The organism is Ignavibacteria bacterium (genome assembly GCA_013177855.1).
Lineage (GTDB): Bacteria > Bacteroidota > Ignavibacteria > Ch128b > Ch128b > Ch128b.
The window spans coordinates 1,034,683-1,060,755 of record JABLYA010000001.1 but is presented as its reverse complement, the minus strand read 5'-3'; the positions used below and the strand labels follow the sequence as shown (position 1 = coordinate 1,060,755).

25 protein-coding genes are annotated in these 26,073 nt (G+C 33.5%); 22 read left to right on the top strand and 3 right to left on the bottom strand.

The window, feature by feature from the left end; genetic code table 11:
• Positions 1 to 2: 2 nt before the first annotated feature.
• The 7 genes from HPY57_04465 to HPY57_04435 all read left to right on the top strand — a co-directional run bounded on the left by HPY57_04465 (position 3) and on the right by HPY57_04435 (position 6,229).
• Positions 3 to 530, top strand: coding sequence for a DivIVA domain-containing protein (locus HPY57_04465; GenBank protein NPV11027.1), 528 nt, complete (start codon positions 3 to 5; stop codon positions 528 to 530).
• Positions 530 to 1,360, top strand: coding sequence for a purine-nucleoside phosphorylase (locus tag HPY57_04460; GenBank protein ID NPV11026.1), 831 nt, complete (start codon positions 530 to 532; stop codon positions 1,358 to 1,360). Before HPY57_04465 ends, HPY57_04460 begins: the two co-directional genes overlap by 1 nt.
• A 1-nt stretch (position 1,361) precedes the next feature.
• Positions 1,362 to 1,979, top strand: coding sequence for a hypothetical protein (locus HPY57_04455; GenBank protein ID NPV11025.1), 618 nt, complete (start codon positions 1,362 to 1,364; stop codon positions 1,977 to 1,979).
• A gap of 218 nt (positions 1,980 to 2,197) precedes the next feature.
• Positions 2,198 to 2,518, top strand: a complete 321-nt coding sequence (locus HPY57_04450; GenBank protein NPV11024.1) for a hypothetical protein — start codon at positions 2,198 to 2,200, stop codon at positions 2,516 to 2,518.
• Between the two features lie 155 nt (positions 2,519 to 2,673).
• Positions 2,674 to 3,144, top strand: a complete 471-nt coding sequence (locus HPY57_04445) for a hypothetical protein (GenBank protein ID NPV11023.1) — start codon at positions 2,674 to 2,676, stop codon at positions 3,142 to 3,144.
• Positions 3,111 to 5,600 (top strand): PAS domain S-box protein, encoded by a 2,490-nt coding sequence (locus HPY57_04440; GenBank protein NPV11022.1) that lies wholly within the window; start codon positions 3,111 to 3,113, stop codon positions 5,598 to 5,600. Before HPY57_04445 ends, HPY57_04440 begins: the two co-directional genes overlap by 34 nt.
• A complete protein-coding gene (locus HPY57_04435; GenBank protein ID NPV11021.1) occupies positions 5,597 to 6,229 on the top strand; it encodes a response regulator transcription factor in 633 nt (210 codons plus the stop codon). Before HPY57_04440 ends, HPY57_04435 begins: the two co-directional genes overlap by 4 nt.
• A gap of 424 nt (positions 6,230 to 6,653) precedes the next feature.
• Here HPY57_04435 and HPY57_04430 read toward each other — a convergent pair whose 3' ends face one another.
• Entirely contained in the window at positions 6,654 to 7,127 is a 474-nt protein-coding gene (locus HPY57_04430; GenBank protein NPV11020.1) for a hypothetical protein, read from the bottom strand.
• Between the two features lie 96 nt (positions 7,128 to 7,223).
• On the opposite strand from HPY57_04430, the gene HPY57_04425 reads away from it, so the two are divergent.
• Positions 7,224 to 8,300, top strand: coding sequence for a hypothetical protein (locus HPY57_04425; GenBank protein NPV11019.1), 1,077 nt, complete (start codon positions 7,224 to 7,226; stop codon positions 8,298 to 8,300).
• Positions 8,301 to 8,316: 16 nt separating this feature from the next.
• Here the strand turns inward: HPY57_04425 and HPY57_04420 are convergent, their stop codons facing one another.
• The gene (locus HPY57_04420) at positions 8,317 to 8,682 is read right to left on the bottom strand and encodes a cupin domain-containing protein (protein NPV11018.1); all 366 of its coding nucleotides are present in this window, start codon (positions 8,680 to 8,682) and stop codon (positions 8,317 to 8,319) included.
• Between the two features lie 58 nt (positions 8,683 to 8,740).
• On the opposite strand from HPY57_04420, the gene lysA reads away from it, so the two are divergent.
• The 6 genes from lysA to HPY57_04390 all read left to right on the top strand — a co-directional run bounded on the left by lysA (position 8,741) and on the right by HPY57_04390 (position 15,314).
• On the top strand, positions 8,741 to 10,006 hold the full coding sequence (gene lysA, locus HPY57_04415; protein ID NPV11017.1) for a diaminopimelate decarboxylase: 1,266 nt from the start codon (positions 8,741 to 8,743) through the stop codon (positions 10,004 to 10,006).
• Positions 10,007 to 10,040: 34 nt separating this feature from the next.
• On the top strand, positions 10,041 to 10,610 hold the full coding sequence (locus HPY57_04410; protein NPV11016.1) for a thioredoxin family protein: 570 nt from the start codon (positions 10,041 to 10,043) through the stop codon (positions 10,608 to 10,610).
• Entirely contained in the window at positions 10,603 to 11,112 is a 510-nt protein-coding gene (locus HPY57_04405; protein ID NPV11015.1) for a TlpA family protein disulfide reductase, read from the top strand. The genes HPY57_04410 and HPY57_04405 overlap by 8 nt, the downstream gene beginning before the upstream one ends.
• Positions 11,109 to 12,194, top strand: coding sequence for an LD-carboxypeptidase (locus HPY57_04400; GenBank protein ID NPV11014.1), 1,086 nt, complete (start codon positions 11,109 to 11,111; stop codon positions 12,192 to 12,194). Before HPY57_04405 ends, HPY57_04400 begins: the two co-directional genes overlap by 4 nt.
• A 108-nt stretch (positions 12,195 to 12,302) precedes the next feature.
• The gene (locus tag HPY57_04395) at positions 12,303 to 13,910 is read left to right on the top strand and encodes an acetaldehyde dehydrogenase (acetylating) (protein ID NPV11013.1); all 1,608 of its coding nucleotides are present in this window, start codon (positions 12,303 to 12,305) and stop codon (positions 13,908 to 13,910) included.
• A 477-nt stretch (positions 13,911 to 14,387) separates the two neighbouring features.
• Complete coding sequence (locus HPY57_04390; protein ID NPV11012.1) at positions 14,388 to 15,314, top strand: site-specific DNA-methyltransferase; 927 nt, start codon at positions 14,388 to 14,390, stop codon at positions 15,312 to 15,314.
• Positions 15,315 to 15,364: 50 nt separating this feature from the next.
• Here HPY57_04390 and HPY57_04385 read toward each other — a convergent pair whose 3' ends face one another.
• Positions 15,365 to 16,588 (bottom strand): alkaline phosphatase family protein, encoded by a 1,224-nt coding sequence (locus tag HPY57_04385; protein ID NPV11011.1) that lies wholly within the window; start codon positions 16,586 to 16,588, stop codon positions 15,365 to 15,367.
• A gap of 610 nt (positions 16,589 to 17,198) precedes the next feature.
• Between HPY57_04385 and HPY57_04380 the strand changes: the two genes are divergently transcribed.
• The 8 genes from HPY57_04380 (at position 17,199) to HPY57_04345 (ending at position 26,057) form a co-directional block, all read left to right on the top strand.
• The gene (locus tag HPY57_04380) at positions 17,199 to 18,053 is read left to right on the top strand and encodes a T9SS type A sorting domain-containing protein (GenBank protein ID NPV11010.1); all 855 of its coding nucleotides are present in this window, start codon (positions 17,199 to 17,201) and stop codon (positions 18,051 to 18,053) included.
• Positions 18,054 to 18,179: 126 nt separating this feature from the next.
• Positions 18,180 to 18,494 (top strand): hypothetical protein, encoded by a 315-nt coding sequence (locus tag HPY57_04375; GenBank protein NPV11009.1) that lies wholly within the window; start codon positions 18,180 to 18,182, stop codon positions 18,492 to 18,494.
• Positions 18,495 to 18,980: 486 nt separating this feature from the next.
• Complete coding sequence (locus tag HPY57_04370) at positions 18,981 to 19,727, top strand: hypothetical protein (protein NPV11008.1); 747 nt, start codon at positions 18,981 to 18,983, stop codon at positions 19,725 to 19,727.
• A 9-nt stretch (positions 19,728 to 19,736) separates the two neighbouring features.
• Positions 19,737 to 20,030, top strand: a complete 294-nt coding sequence (locus HPY57_04365) for a T9SS type A sorting domain-containing protein (GenBank protein ID NPV11007.1) — start codon at positions 19,737 to 19,739, stop codon at positions 20,028 to 20,030.
• A 26-nt stretch (positions 20,031 to 20,056) separates the two neighbouring features.
• Entirely contained in the window at positions 20,057 to 21,889 is a 1,833-nt protein-coding gene (locus HPY57_04360; GenBank protein ID NPV11006.1) for a T9SS type A sorting domain-containing protein, read from the top strand.
• Between the two features lie 124 nt (positions 21,890 to 22,013).
• Positions 22,014 to 22,955, top strand: a complete 942-nt coding sequence (locus HPY57_04355) for a DUF72 domain-containing protein (GenBank protein NPV11005.1) — start codon at positions 22,014 to 22,016, stop codon at positions 22,953 to 22,955.
• A gap of 145 nt (positions 22,956 to 23,100) precedes the next feature.
• Positions 23,101 to 23,715, top strand: coding sequence for a transcriptional repressor LexA (gene lexA / locus HPY57_04350; GenBank protein NPV11004.1), 615 nt, complete (start codon positions 23,101 to 23,103; stop codon positions 23,713 to 23,715).
• Between the two features lie 206 nt (positions 23,716 to 23,921).
• Complete coding sequence (locus HPY57_04345) at positions 23,922 to 26,057, top strand: AAA family ATPase (GenBank protein ID NPV11003.1); 2,136 nt, start codon at positions 23,922 to 23,924, stop codon at positions 26,055 to 26,057.
• Positions 26,058 to 26,073: the final 16 nt, after the last annotated feature.

The window sequence follows — 26,073 nt, the reverse complement described above, 5'->3', positions numbered from 1 at the left end:
CAATGAAAATTACACCTCTCAGTATAAAACGACAGGAATTCAAACGAAACATTCGTGGTTATGACCCTGATGAAGTCAATACATTCCTTGAAATCATTGCCGATGAATTTGATCAATTATTAAAGCAAAATGAAGAGTTGACTGCAAAAGTAACTCAGTTGCAAAAAAAACTTCAAGATTATCAACAGATAGAAAAGGGTTTGCAACAAACTTTATTAGCAGCTCAAGAAACTTCAAATCGTGCAATGGAAGCATCAAAGAGACAGGCAGTTTTGCTGATTAAAGAAGCTGAACTAAAAGCAAAACAGATAATTGATAAAGCACAGGAAGAAGCCAGAGCAATTCAAAATTCTGTTCAGGAACTCGAAGAGAGAAAAAGAACTCTCATAACTCGACTCAAAGCAATTATCAACGCACAAATTCAATTACTAAATATCCTGACAGAAAACAACAAAACAACTCAAAAACAATCACAGGAAGAAAAAAATAAATCAATTGATGTCGAATCAATAATTACAAGGATTGTATGATGACAGAATTAAGAAACAAAATAAACGAAGCAGTAAATTACATCAGAACAAAAACTCAAATGAGACCAAAAATAGGAATAATTTTAGGAACCGGTCTCGGTGGACTCGTTAAAGAGATTGATCAGGAAGTCGTAATTGATTATGAAGAAATTCCGCATTTCCCTGTTTCAACGGTTGAATCCCATCATGGCAAATTAATTTTTGGTCGAATTGGTGGAAAAGAAGTTGTAGCAATGCAGGGTAGATTTCATTATTACGAAGGTTACACAATGCAGCAAATTACTTTTCCTGTTAGAGTTATGTCATACAAAGTTGGACTTGGAGTTGAAACGCTCTTTATTTCAAATGCTGGTGGTGGATTAAATCCTGAATTTGAACGTGGTGACTTAATGATAATGACAGATCACATAAATCTGCTCGGTGATAATCCTCTTATTGGTCCAAACGATGAGGAACTTGGTCCAAGATTTCCCGATATGTCTGAACCATACTCAAAGGAATTGATTGCTCTTGCAGAAAAAATTGCTCAAGAAGAAAATATAAAAGTTAGAAAAGGCGTTTATGTAGCTTTAACAGGTCCGAATTTGGAAACACGAGCTGAGTACAGATTTTTAAGAATAATTGGTGCCGATGCAGTTGGAATGTCAACTGTTCCAGAAAATATTGTTGCAAATCATATGGGAATGAAATGTTTCGGTATGACCATCATAACTGATTTATGCGATCCAGATAATCTTCAACCATTGACTGTTGAAGAAGTTATTGAAGTTGCAAGCAAGTCAGAACCAAAAATGACTTTGCTGATGAAAAAACTCATTGAAAGAATTTAATATGAATAAACCATTTTATTATTGGTTAGCAGTATTTTTCTATGCTGCAATCATTTTTTTCGCCAATTTTGGTGAGACCAAAGTAATCACCTTTTATCCTTATGGATTTGGTTATTGGTTTGTTGTGATGTTTTTCGCTGGATGTCTGGGATTTATTATTTCATATTTATTTGGATTGAAGAAATCATTATGGATAGTTTTTCTGACATTTTTAGCAATCTCATTAATATCGTCACTCATTGTTCTGATTAAACCAGGTTCCTTTCAATTCGAAAATGCTTCTCTTGCTAATGTCGCGCTTCAAATTTTAAAAGTTGGTTTAGCTTCTATGTTTGGTGTATTGGGAGTATTAATCTGGCAAAATATTTTTCTTTCAAAAGAACTGGTTAGGGCTGATGAAAAAATAAAATTTTATGAACAGAATGTTCTCGATGCAAAACGAGAAGCTGAAATCTTAAAAAAAGAAGCTGAAGTGAAAGCTAACGAACTAATTTTTGATGCAAAGAAAAAAGTTCAGGAGCTCGAAAAACTTAAACGCGATCTTGAAATAAAGATACGTGAATTTCTTCAAACAGAACTTGCTGTTCTGGACAAGCACGAAGAGAACTTAAAAGATTGATTGAAATTTGAGGGGCGGCTTTTAGAGTTATTCTTTATAACGCTTAAAATTAAAAGGCTTTATTAAAAATACGTTTGAAAATTTTTTTCTTTCGACCTGTGTTTCTTTTAAAGATAATACCAGATGCTATTCACATGATTTTGAATTTAATTTATTGGATTTATACTTTTAAATTGAATTAAATAAAAAATATTAACAAAAAAATTGGAGGTACAATAATGGCAGTCTTTACCGGGAAAGAGGATCACATAATTTCTCTTGAAGAAGCGAAAAAACTTACATCTAATTTTCAATCAAAACTAAAAGGTGATGAAGTCAGGGCACATTATGTAGGGAAAGAAGCTCTTCAAAAATTACTTGATCAGGAGAATTGTGTCGGAGTTAGGATTTATTACGCCGAGTCAGATGATGGTAAACCTGAACTCGTACTGGTTGGGGTTACTGAGGAAGGTCGAGATTTAACCGAAGGAGTAATTCTCGAAAGAGTCTGGCCCTGTCCGCCATATTGCTGGTCTGATTCTGAATTAAATCAAAAATAAGCTGACAAATGAATTACATTTTTCTTATTATTTCGTTACTAATATTGATACCTTTTACCGTTTCAATTTTAAATTTTAAATATCTCGACAAAAGTTTAAAGATTATCTCAATTTTATTAGGAATAGGGTTTATTTTTAATCTTACGGATATAATTTTGGTCTTTAATAAAAAACCTAGCGTTCCATTATTCCACATTTACACGATAATTGAATATTTACTTATTAGTTCGTATTTCTATTATTTAACTCAAAAAAAATATTTTAAGAAGATTATACAAATTATAATTGGTGTATTTTTAGGTGGTGTAATTTTGAATAAAATGTTTCTTGAACCGATTGATAAGATTGACAATTATACGCTTACATTGGAAAGTATTTTATTGCTAATTCAATCATCAATTTATTTAACAGAATATTTGTCTGATAATTTGATTATTAAGATTCGTGATTACAGATTTTTATTGACAATTGGTTTTATGATTTACTTTGGCGGTAATTTGTTTGTCTTTGCACTAAGCAATGAGTTTAGTATCTGGATAGTTCATAATATTTTGCTTGTATTACTCTGGTCAATTTTTACTTTATCATTTATATGGCAGAGATATCAAACGAAATCTGGTGGCTGATTTTAGCTGGGATAATCGTCCTGCTGACTCTTATTGGACTTATTATAGTTAGTGTTTTAATTAGCAATAAGAAATTACTGCGCGTTCAACAGGAGAAATATAACGAGCTCCGTAAATCGGAAAGAATGTATGCCGATCTGTTCGATAATGTTTCAGATCTCGTTTATATTCATCAATTTGATGGGACAATTCTTAAAATAAATCAAGCTGTTAAAAAGCTGCTCGGGTATGGAAGCGATGAAATAATTGGTCAGAAATTTCAGGATGTATTCAAAATTCCTAATGATGTTTTTTACAAATACATTCATTCACTTGACAATGAAAATTCTGTAATTGGAACTATTAAACTAAAAGATAGGAATGGGCGTGAACGAATTTTTGAGTATCAAAACACTATAGCAAAAGAGTTTAATCTAACGAGTGCAATAAGAGGAATAGCCAGAGATGTAACGGAAAGAATAAAAGCTGAATTAGAACTTAAAAGAAAAGATGCTTTGCTTTCTGCTGTTGCTGATGCTTCAATCTTTTTACTTGTACATCCAGATCATAAAGTTGCGATAAATGAAGTCCTGAGAATCCTGGGAGAGGCAACGGAAGTGGATAGAGTTTATGTTTTCGAAAATCATAACGATCCAGTTACAGGTGAGCTTTTAATGAGTCAAAAGTTTGAATGGTGCCGAGAAGGCATAGAACCACAAATTGATAATCCGCTTTTACAAAATTTACCTTATTCTCATCCTTATGCCCAACCTCTTTTTCATCACATTCAAAATGGCCGCATCTATTCTGGTGTAGTTAAAAATATGTCTGAAGCAGAAAGAGAAATTCTTGAACCACAAAACATAAAGTCCATCTTAGTTATCCCAATTTACATTGGTAAACATTTCTGGGGATTTATTGGATTCGATGATTGCACAAATGAAAGAGAATGGACTGAGACTGAAAAATCAGTTCTAAAAACTGCTGCTGGTTCAATTGGTGGTCTTATTGGATTAATGCAATTTGAAAAGCAACTGCAGGAGACTAATATATTTTTATCTAGTATTTTAGAAAGCTCAATTACAATTTCAATAATAACTGTAGATCTATCGGGAGTAATTAAATACTGGAATTCAGGTGCTGAAAATTTATTTGGCTATAAAGCTTCAGAAGTAATTGGTAAAAAAGTTGTTGGTATTGTTGTTAAAGAAGAAGATCAGGTTACAAGGTCAAAATTATATAATATTAGTCTAATTGCTAAGGAACAGAAAAGAACACAATCAACAGAGGTTTTGTTCTATCATAAAAATGGCAAACAACTCTGGGTTAATCTTACTGTCTCCCCAATTATCGATGAGAAAGGCGAAGTCATTGGATTATCGAGCATTGGTGAAGATATCACTCAAAATAAAATTACTGAACTTGCTCTTATTCAAAATGAAGAGATGTTTAGAAATGTTTGGGAAAATTCAGCTGATGGAATGAGGTTAGTTGATGAAGATGCAAAAATTAAATTGGTCAACCGCACATTTTGTGAATTAGTTCAGATGCCTTATGAAAAATTAATCGGTGAGCCTTATAATATTTGTTATAATGAAAGTAACGAAGTGGAGATAAAAAAATTCAGAGAAAATTTATTAAATAACCAAATTCCAACTCGACAGATTACAACCATAAAATTGTGGAATGGAGAAGAAATACCGGTTGAAATTTCAAATTCATTTATTGAATTTCATGATGGCAAGAGAGTTTTATTAAGTATTTTTAGAGACATATCAGAACAAAAAGAATATGAAAGAAAAATTAAAGTATCAGAAGAAAAATACAGACGATTGGCTTTACATTTGCAAACAATAAGAGAAGAAGAAAGAGCAAAGATTGCCCAAGATATACATGACCATCTCGGACAGCAGTTAACTGCTCTTTATTTCGAAGTATCATCAATTCGAACAATGCGTAACTGGACAAAAAAATCAATTGAGGAAAGATTAGATGGTATAAATAAATTAATTGATCAGTTGATTGAATCAGTTCAAAGAATTTCTTCTGAACTGCGGCCAGCAATTCTTGATCATCTTGGTCTCATCCCAACAATTGAGTGGGAAGTTTCAGCTTTTCAGAAAAGAACTGGGATTAAAACAACTCTGAGAAAGAAAGTTCATGATTTAGAATTCTCAAAATCTGAATCAACTGTTATTTACAGGATATTGCAAGAAGCATTAACAAATGTTGCTCGACATTCAGAAGCGACCAAAGTCTCCATTGACTTAGGTTTACAAAATGGTGAGTTTAAAATGATCATCAAAGATAATGGTATAGGTATTCCAGAAGAGAAATTTTCAGATCCTAAATCTATTGGAATAATTGGAATGAAAGAAAGAGCTTATTCAATTAAAGGCGAATTAAACATTGAATCAAAAAATAAAAAAGGAACGAAAGTCACATTAACAATACCAATTAATGGAGCGAAAAAATGATCAAAATTCTAATTGCTGACGATCACGCTGTTGTGCGTGAAGGATTTAGAAAAATGGTTGAAAATGATCCAGAATTAAAAATTGTAGCTGAAGCTGAAAATGGCATTGAAGCACTCCAGATGGTAAGGTCAAAAAATATTGATGTAGTAATTTTAGATATGTCAATGCCCGAGATGAGCGGTCTTGACTGTTTAAAACAAATTAAAAGTGAGTTCCCTGATTTACCGGTTTTAATCTTTAGTATGCATCCTGAAGAGCAATATGAACAGCGAGTCCTTCAAGCGGGTGCCAGTGGATATCTGACAAAAAAGACAACACCAATGGAAGTGCTTCAGGCAATAAAAGATATTGCTTCCGGCAAAAAATTAATGAGTGAAGCTTTGAAAGAAAGAGTAATCAAAGGAAAAGGAAAATTAGAAGAACCTCATTTAAAACTTTCTGATAGAGAATTTCAGGTTATGAAATTAATCGCAAAAGGCTGGAGATCAAAAGAAATTGCTAATTATTTGAAAATCAGTGAAAAAACAGTAACAACTTACCGTGGAAGAGTATTGAAAAAATTGGGCTTAGATAGTAATTCCGATTTGGTTCGGTATTGTATAGAACATAATATAGAAATTGATGCTTAATTTTATTCATAAACTAAAAAAATGTGATTAGGTTTAAGCTCTACTCGGTTTAGATTTTTCACCACTCTTTTGTTAATCTATCCTATTATTTCATTGCAAGGAAAAACTTACAATTAATTCGGTTTGTGCCGACTTACTCTAAAAGTTGCAAAAGTTATGTTTGCATCAGAATTAAAGAGGTGACAAATGAAAGAGACAACATTAAAAAATAATAAAGAGATTAAAGAGCTGTTAGTTTATACAGCTTTATTGATCATATTGCTTGTTTTAATGATCGTAATTCCATAAGAGTTTTCAAGTTTCCCACCTCAGCTCTCTACTCTCTTATTCAATAGAGCCCGTTTGCCTGCACGGGCTCTAACTTTTTTAACTTTGTTTGATATTTTGAATTCGAGATACGACAAATGATTTTTCAAGTAATCTTTCAGAAATAGTATCTGTGAAAGAATGCAAGAAGAAAATTTATTAAAACCAAAATTTTTTCAGTGTATGCCCATCTCACAAATTTTCTAAATGATTTTTCATCAAAAGCTTTATCGACTGAATTTTTGATTTTTCGAGATATCGGGATTATAGCTGTAAAAGTGATAATGAGAATGATAAGAATAATAACTTGCTTTGTTGTTAACCAGTGGTTTGCTTTAATTTCAAAAAAATGATAAAAAGGTGAAATTAAAACCAATATAATTCCCGTAAATAAAATTCCGATTGAGCCAATCATTCCTGTTAAGTTCGTTAACGAGAGAAGTTTAGTTAAAAGCAAATTTTTATTGGTTTGGTCGTGCTCTTTTTTTAGCGATCTGAATACAGAAATTTCGACAGGGAAAAATCCAAGCCAAATGATGGCAGAAAGTATATGAAACAAAAGGATAATTGGATAAAGTTGATATATGCTCATTTTTACTCCGCTTTTTTATAAAAATATCTAATGCGGAATTATTAGTCATTGTAAAAATTTATCCATTCCTTTATTATACAGTAAAACGGAGTTATTATGAGAAAAATTTATTTAATCATCTTTTTTATTTTTTCAATTGAATTGTTTTCTGTTCCGAGATTTGCATTGATGCGGGGTAATCAATGTAAAGATTGTCATTTTAATCCAACTGGTGGAATAATAAGAAATAAAGATGGTTGGACTTATGGTAAAAATAATTTAACTCTCTTGAGATCAAATACAACTACTACAACCAATAAATTATCTGAAAACTTAACTCTTGGTTTTGATTTTCGTTTTCAATATCTATACTCTCAAGAATTGAAAAAAACAGATTTCCACAAAATGGCTGGAAGTGTTTATTCGAATTTTGAATTAACTGATAAGCTAAATTTTATTTCAACTTACGATTTGTATCGAGGTTACTTTCAGGGTTACGGAATATTAAACATTTTGCAGAAGGAGGGTTACATTAAAATAGGTTCATTCTATCCAAGTTTCGGTGTTCATTTAGATGATCATACTGCTTACACACGAAGTGGAGATGCAGGGCTTTTGAGCTCATCTACCTCACAGGGATTGATATTTGAATCAGGTTATTTTCAGACTGGTATTGAAGCGGGCTTTTTCCCAACAGATTATTCTTTTATTACCTTAAGCGCAGGTCAGGACAAATCTCCTTTTCGGAGTGATTTATCTTACATTGGTAGAATTGAATTAACGCCAGAGTTATATAATGTAAACTTTTTGTTTGGTAGTTCATATGGTATTTTTAGAAACTTTACTAATAAATTTGATCTGTTAAGTGTTTTTGCTGGGTTGGGTTTCAGACGTTTTTCCCTTTTAACTGAATTTGTTAATGCATCAAATTATGTTTCACAAAACGTTGATTCTCAATTTTGGATGATGGAGATATCTTACCGGATTAGAAATGGTCTTGATCTTGTTGCACGCTATGACAGAGCGGTGAGTGACTTAAATATTAAGACTAACTATTCATCTCATGTTATAATTGGATTTGACTTTTATCCATATAGTTTTGTTGAGATTAAACCACAGTTTAGAATTAATCTTGAAAATCCAAAAGTTGAGAAAAACAATAGCTTTGTCTTACAATTTCATTTTTGGTATTAAAAGATAAGTGCAAAAGTTATTCAATTTCTCTGTGAACTTTTTCAATTGAAAAAGCAGGGATACATACTGAAACATATTCAACAGGTTCATCAAATGGATTTGAATAACGAACTCTGGTACCTTTTCTTACCAAAATACTTTCATTCTCATTAAGAATTATTTTCTCATCATCGATTTCAATTTGTTTTTTTCCACGAATTACAAACGTAATTTCATCGAATTCAGGCGATTGAAAAGGCTCGCTCCATTTGGGAGGGGCAATCATATGAGCAAAACTAAATTCATCTGTTCCAGTTGAAGGAACTCCAAAATGTTCAAGTATTGTTTTTCCATCGTTGGTTGGAATTCTCAACGGACTTCTTTGAACGATATATTTATTCATTTCCAACTCTTAATAATTGTTTAATCTTTTTTATTTTTGACAAATTTTAAAAGAAAAAATGAGACACGAAAATTTTAATTACAAAAACGGAATTCTTTATTGTGAAAATGTAGATCTAAATCAATTAGCTGAGGCAATCGGTACTCCATTTTATGTTTATAGTAAAAAAACAATGGTTGACCGATTTCGTGATTTTGAAAAAGCTTTTGAAGACATTCCACATCAAACTCATTACGCAGTAAAATCAAATTCGAATATTAACATTATAAGATTGTTTTGCTCATTAGGTGCAGGACTGGATGTAAATTCTGGTGGGGAATTATATCGAGCTTTAAAAGCTGGTGCAAAACCCGAAAAAATTCTTTTTACTGGTGTTGGAAAGACTGATGAAGAAATTTTAATGGGCTTAAAAAATAATATCTTTCTCTTCAAAATCGAATCGCTGCAGGAACTTGAATTACTTAATGAGCTTGCCAAAAAACAAAACAAAGTTGCAAACATTGCAATTAGAATAAATCCTAATGTAAATCCTAAAACTCATCCATACATCACTACTGGATTATATGAAAGCAAATTTGGAATTGATCAGGAAGCTGCTTTAGATGCTTTCAAAATTGCATCAAGGTTACCAAATATTAAAATCCTTGGAATTGATATGCACATCGGTTCACAAATTACCGATGTATCTGCTTTCCGTGAAGCGATTATTGTAATGAATGAATTAATACAAAAGTTGAGAGATGAAGGAATCCAAATAGAACATTTTGATGTCGGCGGTGGACTTGGAGTCCAATACAATGACGAGCCAGTACCGGATGTATTTGAATATGCAAATACAATTAAAGATGAACTTAAGAAATCAAATTGTAAAATTATTTTTGAGCCTGGCAGGTATTTAACAGCCGATGCTGGAGCGCTTATCTCAAAAACTCTTTATGTAAAAAATCATCGAGAAAAAAACTTTTTAGTAGTAGATGCTGCAGTAAACGACTTAATGCGTCCTGCATTGTATAATGCTTATCATGAAATTCTTCCGGTTGTCCAATCTGAAAGAGAAAAATTGACTTACGACATAGTCGGACCAGCTTGTGAAACAGGCGATTTTTTTGCAAAAAACAGAGAATTTATCCAGACAAACAGAGATGAATTGATTGCAATTATGTCTGCAGGAGCGTACGGCTTCTGTATGTCTTCAAATTACAATTCGCGAAGACGAGTTGCTGAAGTTCTGGTTGATGACGATAAGTTTTATATAATTCGCGAACGAGAAACATTTGACGATTTAATTAGAGGTGAAAAAATTATTGATGAAATTTTTTATTAAATAGGTTTGTTGCAAATAAAAAAAAGGAGAAAATATGAAAAATTATATCTTAGTTCTTTTACTTTTTTTCTTCTCGCTTGCCTATTCCCAGAAAGAAAAAAAAGTTTATGAAGATTTTACTCTTAAAGATTATAAAGGAAATTCCTATTCATTATCCGATTTCAAAAGTTCGAAAGCAATAGTAATCATTTTTATATCGACTAGATGTCCGGTATCAAACGATTATAATTCGAGGATGGAAAAAATCTATCAGGATTATAAAAATAAAGGCATCGCTTTTCTTGGGATAAATTCAAACAAGGAAGAAACAGTTGAAGAAATTAATGAGCATTCAAAGAAAAATAATCTTACTTTCATCATCTTAAAAGACTATGGCAATAAGATTGCGGATAAATTCAAAGCATCATACACGCCTGAAGTTTTTATCTTAAGCTCCAACTTCGAGTTGCTCTATCATGGCAGGATTGATGACTCAAGAAAAATTAACAATGTCAAAAGCGAGGACCTTAGAAGAGCTCTCGATGAAATCTTAGCGGGCAAAGAAGTCTCAGTAAAAGAAACAAAAGCATTTGGTTGTACAATTAAGAGGGTAGAAGATGAATAAAAATAAAATAGCAATCATTCTTAGTTTAGTTTTAATTTTTAGTCTAAATTTATTTGCTCAAAACTCAAAAAAAATTGTAGTTGAAGAGATTGATAAAGCAAAACTCGAGAAGTTAATCAAAAATCGAAAAGGTAAAGTCCTGTTATTAAATATCTGGGCAAGCTGGTGCCCGCCGTGCAAGAAAGAATTTCCAGACTTGGTTAAACTTGCTGAGAAGTATAAAAATTCTAAGGTTGATATAGTTGGTTTGAGTGTTGATGATAAGAGTGATTTAAATTCGGAAGTAATTCCCTTCTTACAAAAGAATGAGGTTAACTTTAAAATCTACATTCAAAATTTCAAAAGTATCGAAGAGTTAATAAGCTTTTTCCCTAAATGGGAAGGAGCAATTCCACTCACTGTGATTTTTGATAAGAATGGTAATGAGAAAAAATTTATAATTGGAATGAGAGATTTTGAATTTTTTGACAAAGCCATACAGGAAGTTCTTGCATCAAAATGAATAGAAGGAAATTTTTAGCTGCATCAGCATTTACGTTTTTTGCTTCAGGGTTGAGTTCATACACTCAACCTTTTTTATTTTCTCAAAGCAAATTGAAGTCAAAAGAAAAAAGATCTATCAAACCGAAAAGATTAAAAGAAGGTGAGCGAGTTGGAATAATCGCTCCTGCAAGTTTTATAACAGAAGAAGATTTCGAAAAGATCAAAGTAAATTTAGAAAATATTGGTCTAATAGCAGTTCCATCAAAAAATTTGTTCAAAAAGACAGGATATCTTGCAGGAGCTGATCAGGAAAGAGTTGAAGATTTACACGAAATGTTTGCACGAAAAGATATAGCCGGAATCTTTTGTGCACGAGGTGGATACGGAACACCAAGAATTCTTCATTTGATAAACTATGATTTAATTCGAAAAAATCCTAAAGTAATTATTGGCTATTCGGATATTACTGCTTTATTAATTGCAATTTATGTGAAGACTGGCTTGATAACTTTTCATGGACCCGTTGGAATCTCGACATTCAATGATTTTACAAAAAATTATATGAAGCAAATTCTTTTCGAAGCAAGCGATTATGTCGATTTGATTAGTGAACCTGAAACACTCGATGAAAACGAAAAGCAAATATCGTCAATTGGAAACGAGATAATTAAAATTTCATCTGGCAAAGCAGAAGGAAATTTAGTCGGCGGTAATCTTTCACTTCTTATAAGTCTGCTCGGGACAGAATTCGATTTTAATCCTGAAAACAAAATTATTTTCATTGAAGAAGTTGGTGAAGAACCGTATCGAATTGATAGGATGTTAACTCATCTAATAAATTCAAAGAAAATTGGGAAATGCAAAGCAGTTGTAATGGGAGTATTCTCTAACTGTGAAGTGAAAAAAGAAAATCCATCATTTAGAGATTCATTTACTTTGCGAGAAGTATTAGTTGATAGATTGAGTTTCCTCAGAATTCCAGTGATTTATGGATTATCATTCGGTCACATAAAAAATAAATTTACTTTACCCATTGGCGTAAGAGCAATGATTGATGTAGAAAAAGAAAAATTTGCATTGCTCGAGCCAGCAGTTAGATAAATCTTATTTTAATGATTTGTTTATTTTTGAATAACAAATTGATTGAAAATCAGTTTGCCTTTTGTTAGTTATAAATTTAATTTTTCATATAAATTTTGAGGATAAAAAATGCAGCTGGATAAAGATTTGCAATCAATCCAAGAAGTAAGAGATCTCTGCAAGAGAGCAAAAGAAGCTCAATTGGAATTTAAGCACTACACACAATCGCAAGTTGATAAAATCGTCAAGGCAATGGCAGATGCTGCGTATGAGGCCAGAGAAAAACTTGCAAAGATGGCAGTTGAAGAAACTGGTTTCGGAAATGTTCAGGATAAAATCACAAAAAATATTTTTGGTTCTAAATTTGTTTATGAATCAATAAAAGACTTAAAGACGGTTGGTGTAGTAAATGTTTATGAGAATGGAAAAATAATTGAAATTGCCGAGCCGATGGGAGTTGTGGCTGCTCTAATACCTTCCACGAATCCAACTTCAACAATGATTTACAAAGCTTTGATCTCCGTTAAAGCTCGGAATTCAATTGTCGCGTCACCACATCCAGCAGCAGCAAAATGTACACTTGAAACAGCAAAAATTTTAGAAGAAGCTGCAGTAAAAGAAGGAGCTCCAAGAGGGCTGATAAATTGTCTTTCCATCCCAACTCTTGAAGGGACAAACGAATTGATGAAGCATCGGGATGTCGCTATTATTCTGGCTACGGGAAGCAGTCAGATGGTGAGAGCTGCATATAGTGCCGGGAAGCCGGCTTATGGCGTAGGTCCAGGAAATGTACCAGCATTTATAGAACGAACAGCAAATATCAAAAAAGCTGTTGCCGACATTTTTACAGGCAAAACATTCGATAATGGTGTTCTTTGCTCGTCTGAACAAGCAATTGTATGTGACAGACCTATTCGTGAAAAAGTAATTGAAGAATGTAAAAGAAACGGCGGTTACTTTGTTAACGCTGAAGAAAAGAAAATGCTCGAAGCCGTTCTTGTTAGAGATGGAAGAATTAATCCAGAGATTGTTGGAAGATCAGCTCCGGTAATTGCTCAAAAGGCTGGTTTCAATGTTCCACCAAATACCAGAGTTCTAATCTGTGAATTAAATTCTGTTGGTAAACAAGAACCACTCTCAATGGAAAAACTTTCTCCTATTCTTGCTTTTTATACAGAGGAAGGTTGGTTAAATGCCTGTCATCGTTGCATTGATATTCTTGAATTTGGCGGATTGGGTCACACACTGGTTATTCATTCAAATGATAAAGATATAATTATGAAATTTGCTTTAGAGAAGCCAACGTTTAGAATTCTTGTCAATACAGTTGCAGCACTTGGTGCTGTTGGTTACACGACAGCACTTTATCCATCGATGACGCTTGGTCCAGGAACCTGGGGCGGCTCGATTATCTCAGAAAATGTAACAGCAAAGCATTTGCTTAATTACAAAAAACTTGCCTTCGAAACCAACCCAATGAATCCCGACTCAGGTGCAAGCTTGAATTCTTTTACTGGGGCAAGTTTTGTATCTCATTCTCATTCAGATAAACCATCTACAGGTTGGATTCAGGAAATTGAAGAAAGAATGAGAATTCGAGCAGGCAATCCGCCATTAAAGGAAACTTACACTTACGAAAAAGGAAAGTATCCAACAGGACCAAAAACGGGAACTCTTGGTTCAGGAATTTCCGAAGAAGAAGTTGAGAGAATTATTAGAGAATTCAAGAAGAGTTAATTGACCAGTTTATTCTTTTAAGCCTAATAATTTTTCTGTTAGGAATTTTTAAAAGTTCTCGAGTATCGGTTTGGTGCTCGAAAGTTTTTTTATTCATCCAGCATTTAATTTAATCCCTTAAGGTCTCTCTCTAAGATTATCATTTATTTCCTTACAAAATTTCTTCAATTCCCTTTTTCATCTCCCATTTGACAAATTCCCAAATAATTATTAAAATACCATACAAATGTATGGTATTATTTTTAAGTCTCGATTGGAAAGAAAAATCAGTCCTCTGTGACTGAGATGGCGAGAGCATAAGCAGAGGCGGAATAAAAGTTCAGATAAAACTGAGTGCAATCGGATTTAAGAATTTGCATAAATCAAAACTTAGATTATTTTGCTTGTAAAATTTGAATAAAAAATATCGAGCAGAGTAACAGAAATTTTTGAAGATGAGCGTCTTGTTGAATGGATTGATATGTGGAGTGAAGAGCAATGAATGTGAACAAAAGGAAAAATGGAACAAAAACCAGTTCTTTTGGCTCGCCTGGCAGAATTAATCACGATTCTACCTCTTTTTATTCAAGTAGATTGTATGAAGGATTACCTAAGGAAGAAATTGTAGATTATGTAGAAAATTCAATTTCTAAGGAATTGATAAATACAATTTTTTGCAAATCAAGTGAAAATATGGACGAACTTCCTGATAGTAGTGTTCATTTGATGGTTACTTCTCCGCCTTATAATGTAGGTAAGGAGTATGATGAAAATCTTACTCTTGAAGAATACAGAAAATTTCTAAAAAAAGTTTGGAAAGAAACAAAAAGAGTACTGGTGCCCGGTGGTAGAATGTGTATCAACATTGCCAATCTCGGAAGGAAGCCATACATTCCACTTCATGCTTTCTTAATTGAAGATATACTTGATCTAGGATTTTTAATGCGCGGTGAAATAATCTGGAATAAAGCATCGAGCGGGAGCCCTTCGACAGCATGGGGCAGCTGGTTATCTGCTAAAAATCCGACTTTAAGAGATATTCACGAGTATATTTTAGTTTTTTCTAAAGGGACTTACTCGAGAGAAAACCTGGAGAGAAAAAGCACAATTTCAAAAGAAGAATTTCTTGAATTTACAAAGAGTGTGTGGACATTTGCTGCAGAACCCGCTACAAAAGTTGGGCATCCTGCTCCTTTCCCGGTTGAACTGCCATATCGTTTGATTCAACTTTATACTTTTGAAAATGAGGTTATTCTTGATCCATTTATGGGAAGCGGGCAAACTGCAATTGCTGCTTTAAAATCTGGACGAAACTTTGTCGGTTATGAAATCAACAAAAGTTATGTAAAGTTAGCCGAGAAAAGAATTAGAGAGTTTTCACTGGAATTCAATTCGCCAAATTTGTTTGAATTAAATAAAAAGTAATTGTGAAGTATCGGATTATCTCTTTTGCTAAGCTAAAACTTTTTTCATTGTTACCTCAATATAAATCCAATTCTGTTAATGTCTCCATCAATTAGATTATTTGGTGTGATGTTGAAGATTTTGCACAGTAAAGGATATACATCAACATTCCATAAGGTTCCCGTTTGGTAGCCTGACTTAAAAGCAGGACCTTTTGCGATAAAAATTCCATGCATATCAAGATGATGATTATCAAAGCCATGATCACCGCGAACGCTGTAAGTTCTGCCTCTTTTGAAATACTCATCTGTCACAAGTGTCCAGCCAGTTTCAGCAATTACAATTATTGGGAGTATGAATGGATTCTCTGAAAAGTGAAAGTATTCGGGGATATTCTCTTTCGTATAGACGCGATAATTTTTTTCGTTCTTTTTCAGCACTTGATAAATTTCGTTTAATTTATCGGGTTCAGCGTCAATCATAATTGATGTGCCCATTCCATAAAATTTGCATTTATAGTCTTTCAATATTTCTTCGATTTTGATAATTCTTTTATCACTTACTTCAGTCATACCGTGATCGGAAACAACAATGATGTTAACTTTATCTTCCATTTCAATTTTCTTTAAGCTGTTGATTAAAAGCCCGAGCATGCTATCAACCAATGCAATGGCTTTGTTTGTTTCTGGTGAGTTTGGTCCGAAGGAGTGTCCTTTTGAATCAGGTTCCTCGAAATACAGCGTTATAAATTGTGGTCGTTCATTTTCGGGAAGCTGCAGCCATTTGATAACTCCGTTAACTCTTTCTTCGAAAGAAATTTTTTGATCGTAGGGATGAAAATAAGTTGGTTGTTTGTAACTTACATCCTGCTCGGATCCGACCCAGAAGAAGCTAGCTGTTTTTATGTTATGACGATTTGCTGTTTCCCAGAATGCTTCGCCTTTGTACCATTTGCTTTGACGCGTTGTAATAGTATCACCAATTCGGTAAGTTTCTCCAGTGAAAATATTTGTGAACGAGTTAAAAATTATTCCATGATTTTCTGGATACATTCCGGTGATAATTGAATAATGATTTGGAAATGTTTTTGATGGAAACGACGGTCGAAGTGAAAGAGCGTGAACGCCTTCATCTTTGAGTTTATTAAGATTTGGAGTAATGCCTCGATAGATGTAATCCCATCTGAAACCGTCCATTGAGATAAGAATTACATAAGGTTTGTTTTGAGCATAAAGACTTAGACTTAATGAGAGAATTAAAATTTGAAGAAGAAATAGTTTGGTCAAGTACTTCATCTCTAACCTCATAAATTTGTATACAAATTGAAAAAGATTTTAGAGAATTTCATTACAAAATTAAGTTAGTTTTGAGAAAGAGTTAAGATTTGAGAAATATATTTTGGAATTTGTTCTTGGTATCGATGCACCATATTCAGATCCTTTAGTTGAATCAACTAAGTTCAGGTTCGTTTAGTTCAACAAAGAAGCTTGTCTACCTACGGTAGATAAATTAGAAGCCCGACTAGTAGACTAATTAGTTGGACTTCTAAAATGTCCTTTTTACTCAACTGTCCTGTGCTTTGATTTCTCCCTTTTTAATACTTGCCGCAAGAAGAAGTTAGTAGTGAAAACAAAAGCAGTATATAAACACTGCGGGGGTTACTGCTACGGTTTAAAAAAATTCTTTAGGGTGGAATTCTTGTTGCGTTTTGCTGTTTACACATTATTTCAAACTTGCTTGTGCTCAATTCGTTTTTTACCTTTAGACAAAATGTCCAGTTAGTTTTTAAATTAAAAACGGAAGGTGGATGCCTGTTGTGAGTTTACGACAGGGTTTACTTGAGCAAAGAAAATCAGTTATAGATTGAATCAGTAAAATTGTATAAAACCTTTTGGAGTTGATTAAATGAGAAGCTTAATAACGCTATTAATATTAACGAGTACTTTATTCGCTAAAATAGATACAACACAGAACTTTTTTCCCCTTGCCGTTGGTAATATCTGGCAGTATATGTATGATGATGGAAGGTTAAGTCGAATACAAGTATGGCAAGATTCGATTGATGAAAATGGATATAGATATTTTTGGGTAAGTGGCGAATTATATAAAGTCAGCCCAGCAAAAGATAGTATTATACTTATTTCGGGTGGTGGATACCCTGACCGGTTAATCTACAAATTCCCGATAACACATCGAGGGCAATGGTGGAGAGTTCAATACGATACTGGGACATTTCCAATTACAGCTCATGTAGTTGATATTTTTCCAATTTCATTTTGGGGTAAACTGACTACTGTCGCCGATATTAGATATCATGCAAACTTGGATACAACATTCCCAACGACAGAATGGATGTATACTGATGAGCTTGCAGATGGACTTGGACTAATTTGGTGGGGATGGGAAGTAGAATATAAAACATTGATCGGCTGCGTAATAGATGGAGATACCATTGGCATTATTGTTAATGTTGATGACGAAAAAGAAAATAAACCGGATAAATTTGAATTGTACCAGAACTACCCTAATCCATTTAATTCATCGACCACTATATCTTTTACAATTCTAAGGGAAGAATTTGTCGAATTAAGTGTTTATAACTGTTTGGGTGAAAGAATAAAAGTACTTAAAAACGAACTGCTAAGACCTGGTAATTACACAATTAAATTTGATGCTAGCGGATTCTCATCGGGCATATACTTTTATCGCTTAACAACTCCAAAAGGTTCAATAACTAAAAAAATGCTTTGCGTAAAATAACCAAGGCCACGCATTCTGGGCGATGTTTTCTGGATACGAAGTTTGCTCATATATGGTAAACTCATGGGAAAGAAGAAATCTTGGCTAGAGTAATCCGGTCTGCCAATTGCGAATAAACGCATTGTTTTGTATAAAGTAACTGCGGTAGATAATACTAGTAAAGAATCTGTACCGTCTGATGTGGCTTCTACAAGAGTATATGGACCACCAGTGGAAAAAGCATTAAGTCCAAGCAAAGTATTGTCTTATCAATTGCATCAAAACTACCCTAATCCATCCAACCCATCAACAAAAATAAAATATTCAATTAAATATAAAGGATTGGTTACCTTGAAAGTTTTCGATTTACTCGGTAGAGAATTAGCAACGCTCGTCAATGAGCCAAAGCAACCTGGTGTATATGAAATTGAATTCGATGCGAGTAAGTATGGATTGAGTTAGGGAGTGTATTTGTATCAACTACGTTCAGGTTCGTTTAGTTCAACAAAGAAGCTTGTCTACCTGCGGTAGATAAATTAGAAGCCCGACTAGTAAATTAATTTGTTGGGCTTCTAAAATGTCATTTTTTTTACTAAACCATCTTGCGTTTAAATTTTGCTTTATTAATATTTATTTAAGACAAAGGTAAGCAATGAAAACGAAAATAGTCCGAAGGAGACTTCGGATAAATATTCACTCTATTTTATCCCTCTCTGGTTTAAAAAATTTCTATAGGGTTGAGTTCTACTTACTACTTACTACTAATTTATTTATGTTTAGTTTTCTCTTATGCTATTCTAATTATAAAATCTACAATCGATTTTTATTCAGTCACAAAAGCGGAGGTAGGTGACTGCTGTAGGTTTACGACAGGATTTATCTGAATGAATATCTTTGGGTGATAATTTGATAACAAAATAATAATTAAAAACTACAGAAGAAGAAAAAGTGAAAAAGTTTTTCAATTTTTTAACATCACTAATATTAATATTCTATACTTCCACATATGCCCAAGATGTTGCAGGAGGAATCTCAACAGAGTATGGTACTGTAATTTATAAATTAAAATACCCTGATAGAATTGTAAGAACAAAAGAAGGTGTTGGAAGGATTCATAGACAAAGATTGGGTAATTACGATGCACAGTGGAATTTAACCTATTTAGGAATACCAGGTACACCAATTAAATTTACGATTGCAAGAAAAGATTCTAACTATGATCAAAACCTAACATGGAATATTGCATTGGGTCCGAGCTCACCATTCAATGGTAGTGGTAATTATACATTACCCGCTGAAGAAGATATTCTATTTTTATACTTTTTCGATTCAGCCCAATTTAGTGATTTTGTTGGGGGATATGCATCGAACGGACCTCCGGCAACACCAGAGAATGTTCAAGTAACTACAGTTGTTAGTGGGGGCGAGTCTTTCGCAAAAGTTACTTGGAACTTAAGCCCTGAAGAGGATGTTAGCAATTTTCCTTATGGAACTTATCAGTTGTGGAGAAGAAAAAAAATTACCAATTGGGAAAATTGGTCATGTATTGCAACAACTAATGGAAATGTTAATTCATATACAGATTATAACATTTACGGTGCAGGCTCTGGTCCTTACGATGTTGAATATAAACTCAAGGCAATTGATAGAACTTACCACGTCTCAGAGTTTTCAAGCACAGTTTCATTGGATTGAGGAAATTCGATGCAGAAGAGGGGTTTTGTAGCTAGCAACTTGGAATATAATTTAATCGGTAATTATCCAAACCCTTTCAATCCGCAGACTAAGATACGTTTCTCTATAAAAGAGACTGGTAAAGTTTTATTAACCGTGCACGACATTTTAGGAACACACATTGCAACACTTATAGATGAAGTAAAACCTCAAGGTAAATACGAAGTAACGTTTGATGGAGGAACTCTACCAAGCGGTACTTACATTTACCGATTAACATCGAACGGATTTACTTCGGTAAAAAAAATGTTACTAACGAAGTAATATTTTGACTCAGAGAGGCATCTATCATGGATGCCTCTGAATTAATTTTAGATAATTGGAGTTTTACCATGAAGTTTAGTTTAAAGATTATATTATTTTTAATATTATTAATATCAGAAATACAATCACAAACTTTTACAAATATAAGCCAGCAAGCTGGGGTAAATATAATGTTTGCTGACTATCTAGCAGTAGGAGACATAAATAGAGATGGTTATTTAGACCTTTATGTTGCAAGAGATATTTGGGGAAGTAGTGGGCAGAATGATTATTTATTTCTCAACAACAGAAACGGTACATTTAGGGATGTTTACGATGAATCCGGACTCCGGCGTCATGGATTTCACGGCCATAGTGTAGCTTTTGGTGATTATGATAACGACGGTGATTTAGATTTATATATTGGAAATGATACACTTTATATAAACAACGGAATTGGTAGTTTTTCCCCAATTAAAATTCTTAATGGCTTTAACTTTCCTCAGGATATCACGAGGGGAGCTTACACTTTAGATTTGAATAATGATGGTTTAGTAGATATTCTAATGACATACTATCCTTGGCAATCATTAGAGTATTCTATGGTTTTGATCAATAAAGGAAATAATGTCTTTGAGGATAAAAATCTTATTGAATTTGGGCTACCACATTCATTCAGAGTTTTTTGGGCAGACTTTAACAATGACATCAAACCAGATTTAATGCTTCAAAGACGTCCTCCACAAATCGGATATCTTGTTACTGATATCTATTTAAACCAAGGAACAACAAATTTTCTACCATTATCATCCGCTGGCTTTTTCATAAAGGGTGAAAGAGACTTTGGTGATATCGATAATGATGGGGATATAGATTTTATAATTACAAATCCGGCAAATGTTATTAAACTCTTCAGAAATAATAATGATGGTACGTTCTCAGATATAACTACCGCTGCAGGAATTAACATTAATGTTAGTTACGGTGGACCCTCAATGGCTGATTTCAATAATGATGGTTATCTGGATATCTATATTTCACAAAATGATTCATTAGATTTCTTGTTCATAAATAAAAAAAATAACACCTTTGTAAATATAATACCAGATAGCGGGAATTTACGCCATGGCGGTTATGCAGTAATATTAGACTTTGACCGTGATGGAGACCTTGATATATATGCGGGGAATGAAGCTTTGCAACCGTATAACAATTATGAAAATTTCTTGTACCGAAATAACCTCTCAGATAGGTATGATGGTAGCAACAATTGGATAGTGATTAATTTAGTTGGAATAAAAAGTAACCGCGATGGCATAGGGAGTAAATTATCTTCTTACAGCTCAGCAGGCATTAAGCATCTGCAACAAGTTAGATATGCAGGGTCAAAACATGTACCCCAGAGTATGCTACCTGTTCATTTTGGCTTGGGAAACTCAAATATAGTTGATAGCCTTATAATTCAATGGCCAAGTGGTATAAGGCAAATCATTTATAACTTGCCTGTAAACCAATACTTAACAATATTCGAAGATACTACACTGTCAAATGTTGAAGATAAAATTGTAAATAAAAATTATAGTTACTCCCTCAGCCAAAATTATCCTAACCCATTTAACCCAACGACTAAAATAAAATTTTCGATCTCAGATGGTTCGAACAACCAAGGCGGACTCACCACAGGTTTTGGATTTACTACCTTGAAAGTTTTCGATTTACTCGGTAGAGAATTAGCAACGCTCGTCAATGAGCCAAAGCAACCTGGTGTATATGAAATTGAATTCGATGCGAGTAAGTATGGATTGAGTTCGGGAGTGTATTTGTATCAACTACGTTCAGGTTCGTTTAGTTCAACAAAGAAGCTTGTCTACCTAAGGTAAAAAAATCTTAACAGATTAGACTTCACTGCAGAGACACTCGGCTGAGTGCCTCTACAAAAATTTTTTCTTGCCGATTAAAATCTTAAATTAACTTTCGATAAATAACTAAACATACTAAACCATTATGGCAGACTTTCCTGTTCCTCCGTCTTTGCATACCCGTTCGTTACTTCACATCGGCACAGCAGGCTGGTCATACAAAGATTGGATTGGACCATTTTATTCACAACAACAATCGAGAGATTATGACTGGCTCGAGTTCTACTCTCAATACTTTAATTGTGTTGAAGTAAATTCCACTTATTACACTTATGTTTCTCCATCTACAGCAAGAGGATGGGTTGGTAAAGTTTCTGATAAAAATGATTTTGTTTTTACAATCAAACTTCATCAGGATTTTACTCATAAAAGAAAATTCACCGATGAAAACATCAAAGCTTTTACAAAAAATCTTGAAATACTTGCAAAAGCAAATCGGCTCGGGGGAATATTAATCCAGTTTCCTTATTCGTTTGCGTTTAGTAATGCAGCTGCTGAGTATCTTCAAAAGCTCAGTGAGATATTTCAAGACTACAATAAATTTGTTGAGGTGCGGCACAAATCATGGAATAATCCAGATGTTTATAAATTTTTCAACGAACTTGATCTCACTTTTTGCACAATTGATCAGCCGCAAATTGGCGAGGCTTTGCCATTTGAACCAATTGTTACAAATGGCAGGGCATACATCCGATTTCATGGAAGAAACAAAGAAGCCTGGCTGCATTCCATACGAAGCTTTGGAAAAGAAAAAACATTGGACGATCCTGACGAAGCTTACAAACAACAGAGCCTGAGATATGATTATCTTTATTCAATGGGTGAACTTGTAGAAATATCACAAAAGATAAAGGAAGTCTTTGATAAAGTGAAAGAAGTTTTCATCATTATGAACAATCATCCTCAGGGTAAGGGTGTTGCAAATGCATTTGAATTGATGCATTTGCTTAATGAAAGAATGAAAGTAAAGATTCCCGAAACGATGTTGAAAGCATATCCGAGATTGAATTCAATTGTAGAAAATTAGACCAGAGAAACATAATTAACCGGGATTGTCCGAGTAAAATTCAAACTCGTTATTCAAAACATAACTTTATAATTTCCCAGTACTTTGTTTTTCGCATAAACCTCAAGGCAATAGGTGTGATAAAAAATTTTCCCTGGAGGAGAAAATGGCAAAACAACTCACAGAAATTCAAAGAAGAATTCTCGATTACATAATTGATATGATTGCAACAAAACAAATTCCGCCAACACTGGCTGAAATTGCTCGACATTTTGGCTATAAGAATCGAGCAACAGTTCAACAGCATCTCAGATCACTTGAACAAAAAGGATTTATCAAACGGAATCCAAAACTTGCCCGCGGGATAGAATTGACTATTTCTGATAAACTTTTTATCCCCAGACCAGTTCTTGGAGAAGTTGCTGCAGGAAATCCCCTTGTAATTTATCCTGATGCAATTGATACAGTTGAACTTCCGTCAATTGTGAGAATTCCACGAGATTCTTTCCTTCTAAGAGTGAAAGGTGATAGTTTGAAAGACGCTTATATTTTTGATGGAGACATAATCATTGTCAATCCAAATGCGACAATTACCGATGGGCAAATTGTGGTTGCTATTCTTGATGACTCGGCAGTTGTGAAAAGATTTTTCCGACAAAATGGGACAATAATTTTGAAATCAGAAAATAAAGCTTACAAGCCGATTGAGATAAAAGCCGATTATGATAAGTTCAAAATTGTTGGCGCGGTTGTGGGAGTTTATAGAATGATGAAGAAATGACCAATTTGCAAACTATTTTAATTGATCTCTCCAGTAAGCTCTGGATTAATTTTTTCAATGAATTTCAAAAAAGTTCTCCAGTGGCGAAGGGAATTCATCCATCTTGAGTTCAGCTAAGAAAATTCATCCCCAACGATTTGATTAACAAAATAAATTTTTTAAGTTAAATCCGAGCTTAAAAATTTTTCACCATACATGTTTTGTCTATGTCTTTAAAAAAGTTTTTTTCAGATTACAATCTCACTAAGGGGCAAAGAGAATTAGTAGAAAACCTTGACAAATTTTTACAGGGCGATACATTTTGTTTCATAATTAAAGGAGCTGCTGGTACAGGTAAAACTTTTATCACTAAAGGTCTGACGGACTATCTCAATTCAATTAATCGAGAATTTCATCTTGCAGCACCAACCGGAAGAGCAGCAAAAATTTTGTCAGATCGGACGGGTAAATATGCTTCCACTATTCATAGAATGATTTACTCAACCACGGTCATAGAGGAAGAAAAACATAAAGATATTGATGGGACCGAGGCGATAAAATTTTATTTTGATATTAGAATAAACAATAGTAATCAAGATGCGGTCTATATTGTTGATGAAGCCTCAATGATCTCCGATCAATACGCTGATGATGTTTACTTAAGATTTGGTTCGGGGAGAGTATTGAAAGATTTAATTAAATACATTAAATATTTTGATTATAAATCAAGACGAAAATTAATTCTAATCGGTGATGAATGTCAGCTTGCACCTGTCAATATGGCAACTTCACCGGCGCTGGATAAAGATTATCTCTTAGAAAATTATGGGATTACAGTCGACGAATTTGAGCTGACAGAAATCGTAAGACAGAAAAGAGAAAGTGGAATTTTAAGTAATGCTTTTCGAATTCGTAATTATTTAAAGAAAAATAATTTTGGTCAGATTTATATTGATTCAAATGATAGAGATGTTCAAAGTATAAAAGCCGGTGAAATGGATAGAGTGTATTTCCGAATTTTCAATGGCTATAACAAAAACGATACAATAATAATAGCATATACGAATTCTCAGGTTTACGAGTACAACAATTGGATAAGAGAAAATCTATGGAATGGAGATAAAGATCTAAAACCTGGTGATCGGGTAGTTGTTGTAAGAAATAACTATAAGTATGATTTGTTAAACGGAGAGTTTCTTGAGATAACCTCTGTTGGGGATAGGCAAGTAATTCCAGTCACAATTAAAATTAAGGATGAACATGAAAAAATTAAAGAACAAAAAATTGAATTATGCTTCCGTGATATAACGGCTCGAGTTGACTATTCAGTAGATGAAATTTCAGCAAAGGTGATAGAGAATCTAATCTTTTCAGATAAGCCGACTCTTGAAAAGGAAGAATTGCAGGCGCTTTATGTTGACTTCAAAATGCGAAACGCAGAGCTAAAACCTCAATCTATTGAATTTAAAGAAGCGCTTAGAGATGATGTCTGGTTCAATGCTCTCCAACTAAAATTTGGTTATGCGATTACCTGTCATAAAGCACAAGGCGGAGAGTGGAAAAATGTTTTTATTAATTGTCGTTCTCCCGTTGGATATCGAAATTCAAATTATTTCAGATGGCTTTACACTGCTATAACAAGGGGCAAAGAAAAAATTTATGTGATTAATGAACCTAATCTAAAAATAGATACCGGAATCGTTCAGGTTGAAAAGAGATCTCCTATAACCTATGAAAAAGATATGATTATACTTGACAGAAAAAATCTCCCGACGGAGATTCCTTTTGAATTCCCAGATCATCCTGAGATTTTAAAAAACATCTTTTATGTTGTTGTTGATTTAATAAAAGATGAGGAAATTTCAATTGAAAAAATTAAACATCATCAGTATGGTGAACACTACTATTTTTCCTATAGGGATGAAGAAGCATTCTTTATAATTTACTATAACAATAAGGGTAAAATATCCAAGGTTAAATGTGAGGCTAAAACTATTACCGATTGGATAAATAAAATTTTTGAATTACTTAAAACTCTGGAAGGTAAGAGAATAATTGTTCGAGACGAGGACTCAGGCACTCCAGCCGACGAACCAAGTTTTGAATTTCCCGAAGATAAACCATTCCTGAAAGAATTTTATGAGAATATCAAACAGAAAGTAGACGAGCAGGGAATTAAAATAGCCGGCATAGAACACAAAAGTTATCATGAGATATATACATTCACCAAAGGGGGCTTAACAATGGTGGTGAAGTTTTACTATAATGGCAAAGGAGTTTTTACGAAATTTGAGGTACTCTATACTAGATCAACGGGAGTTATTGAAGAAATGCAAAAATTATTACAGGGTGGAGTAAAGTGAGAAGAAACCTGATCCA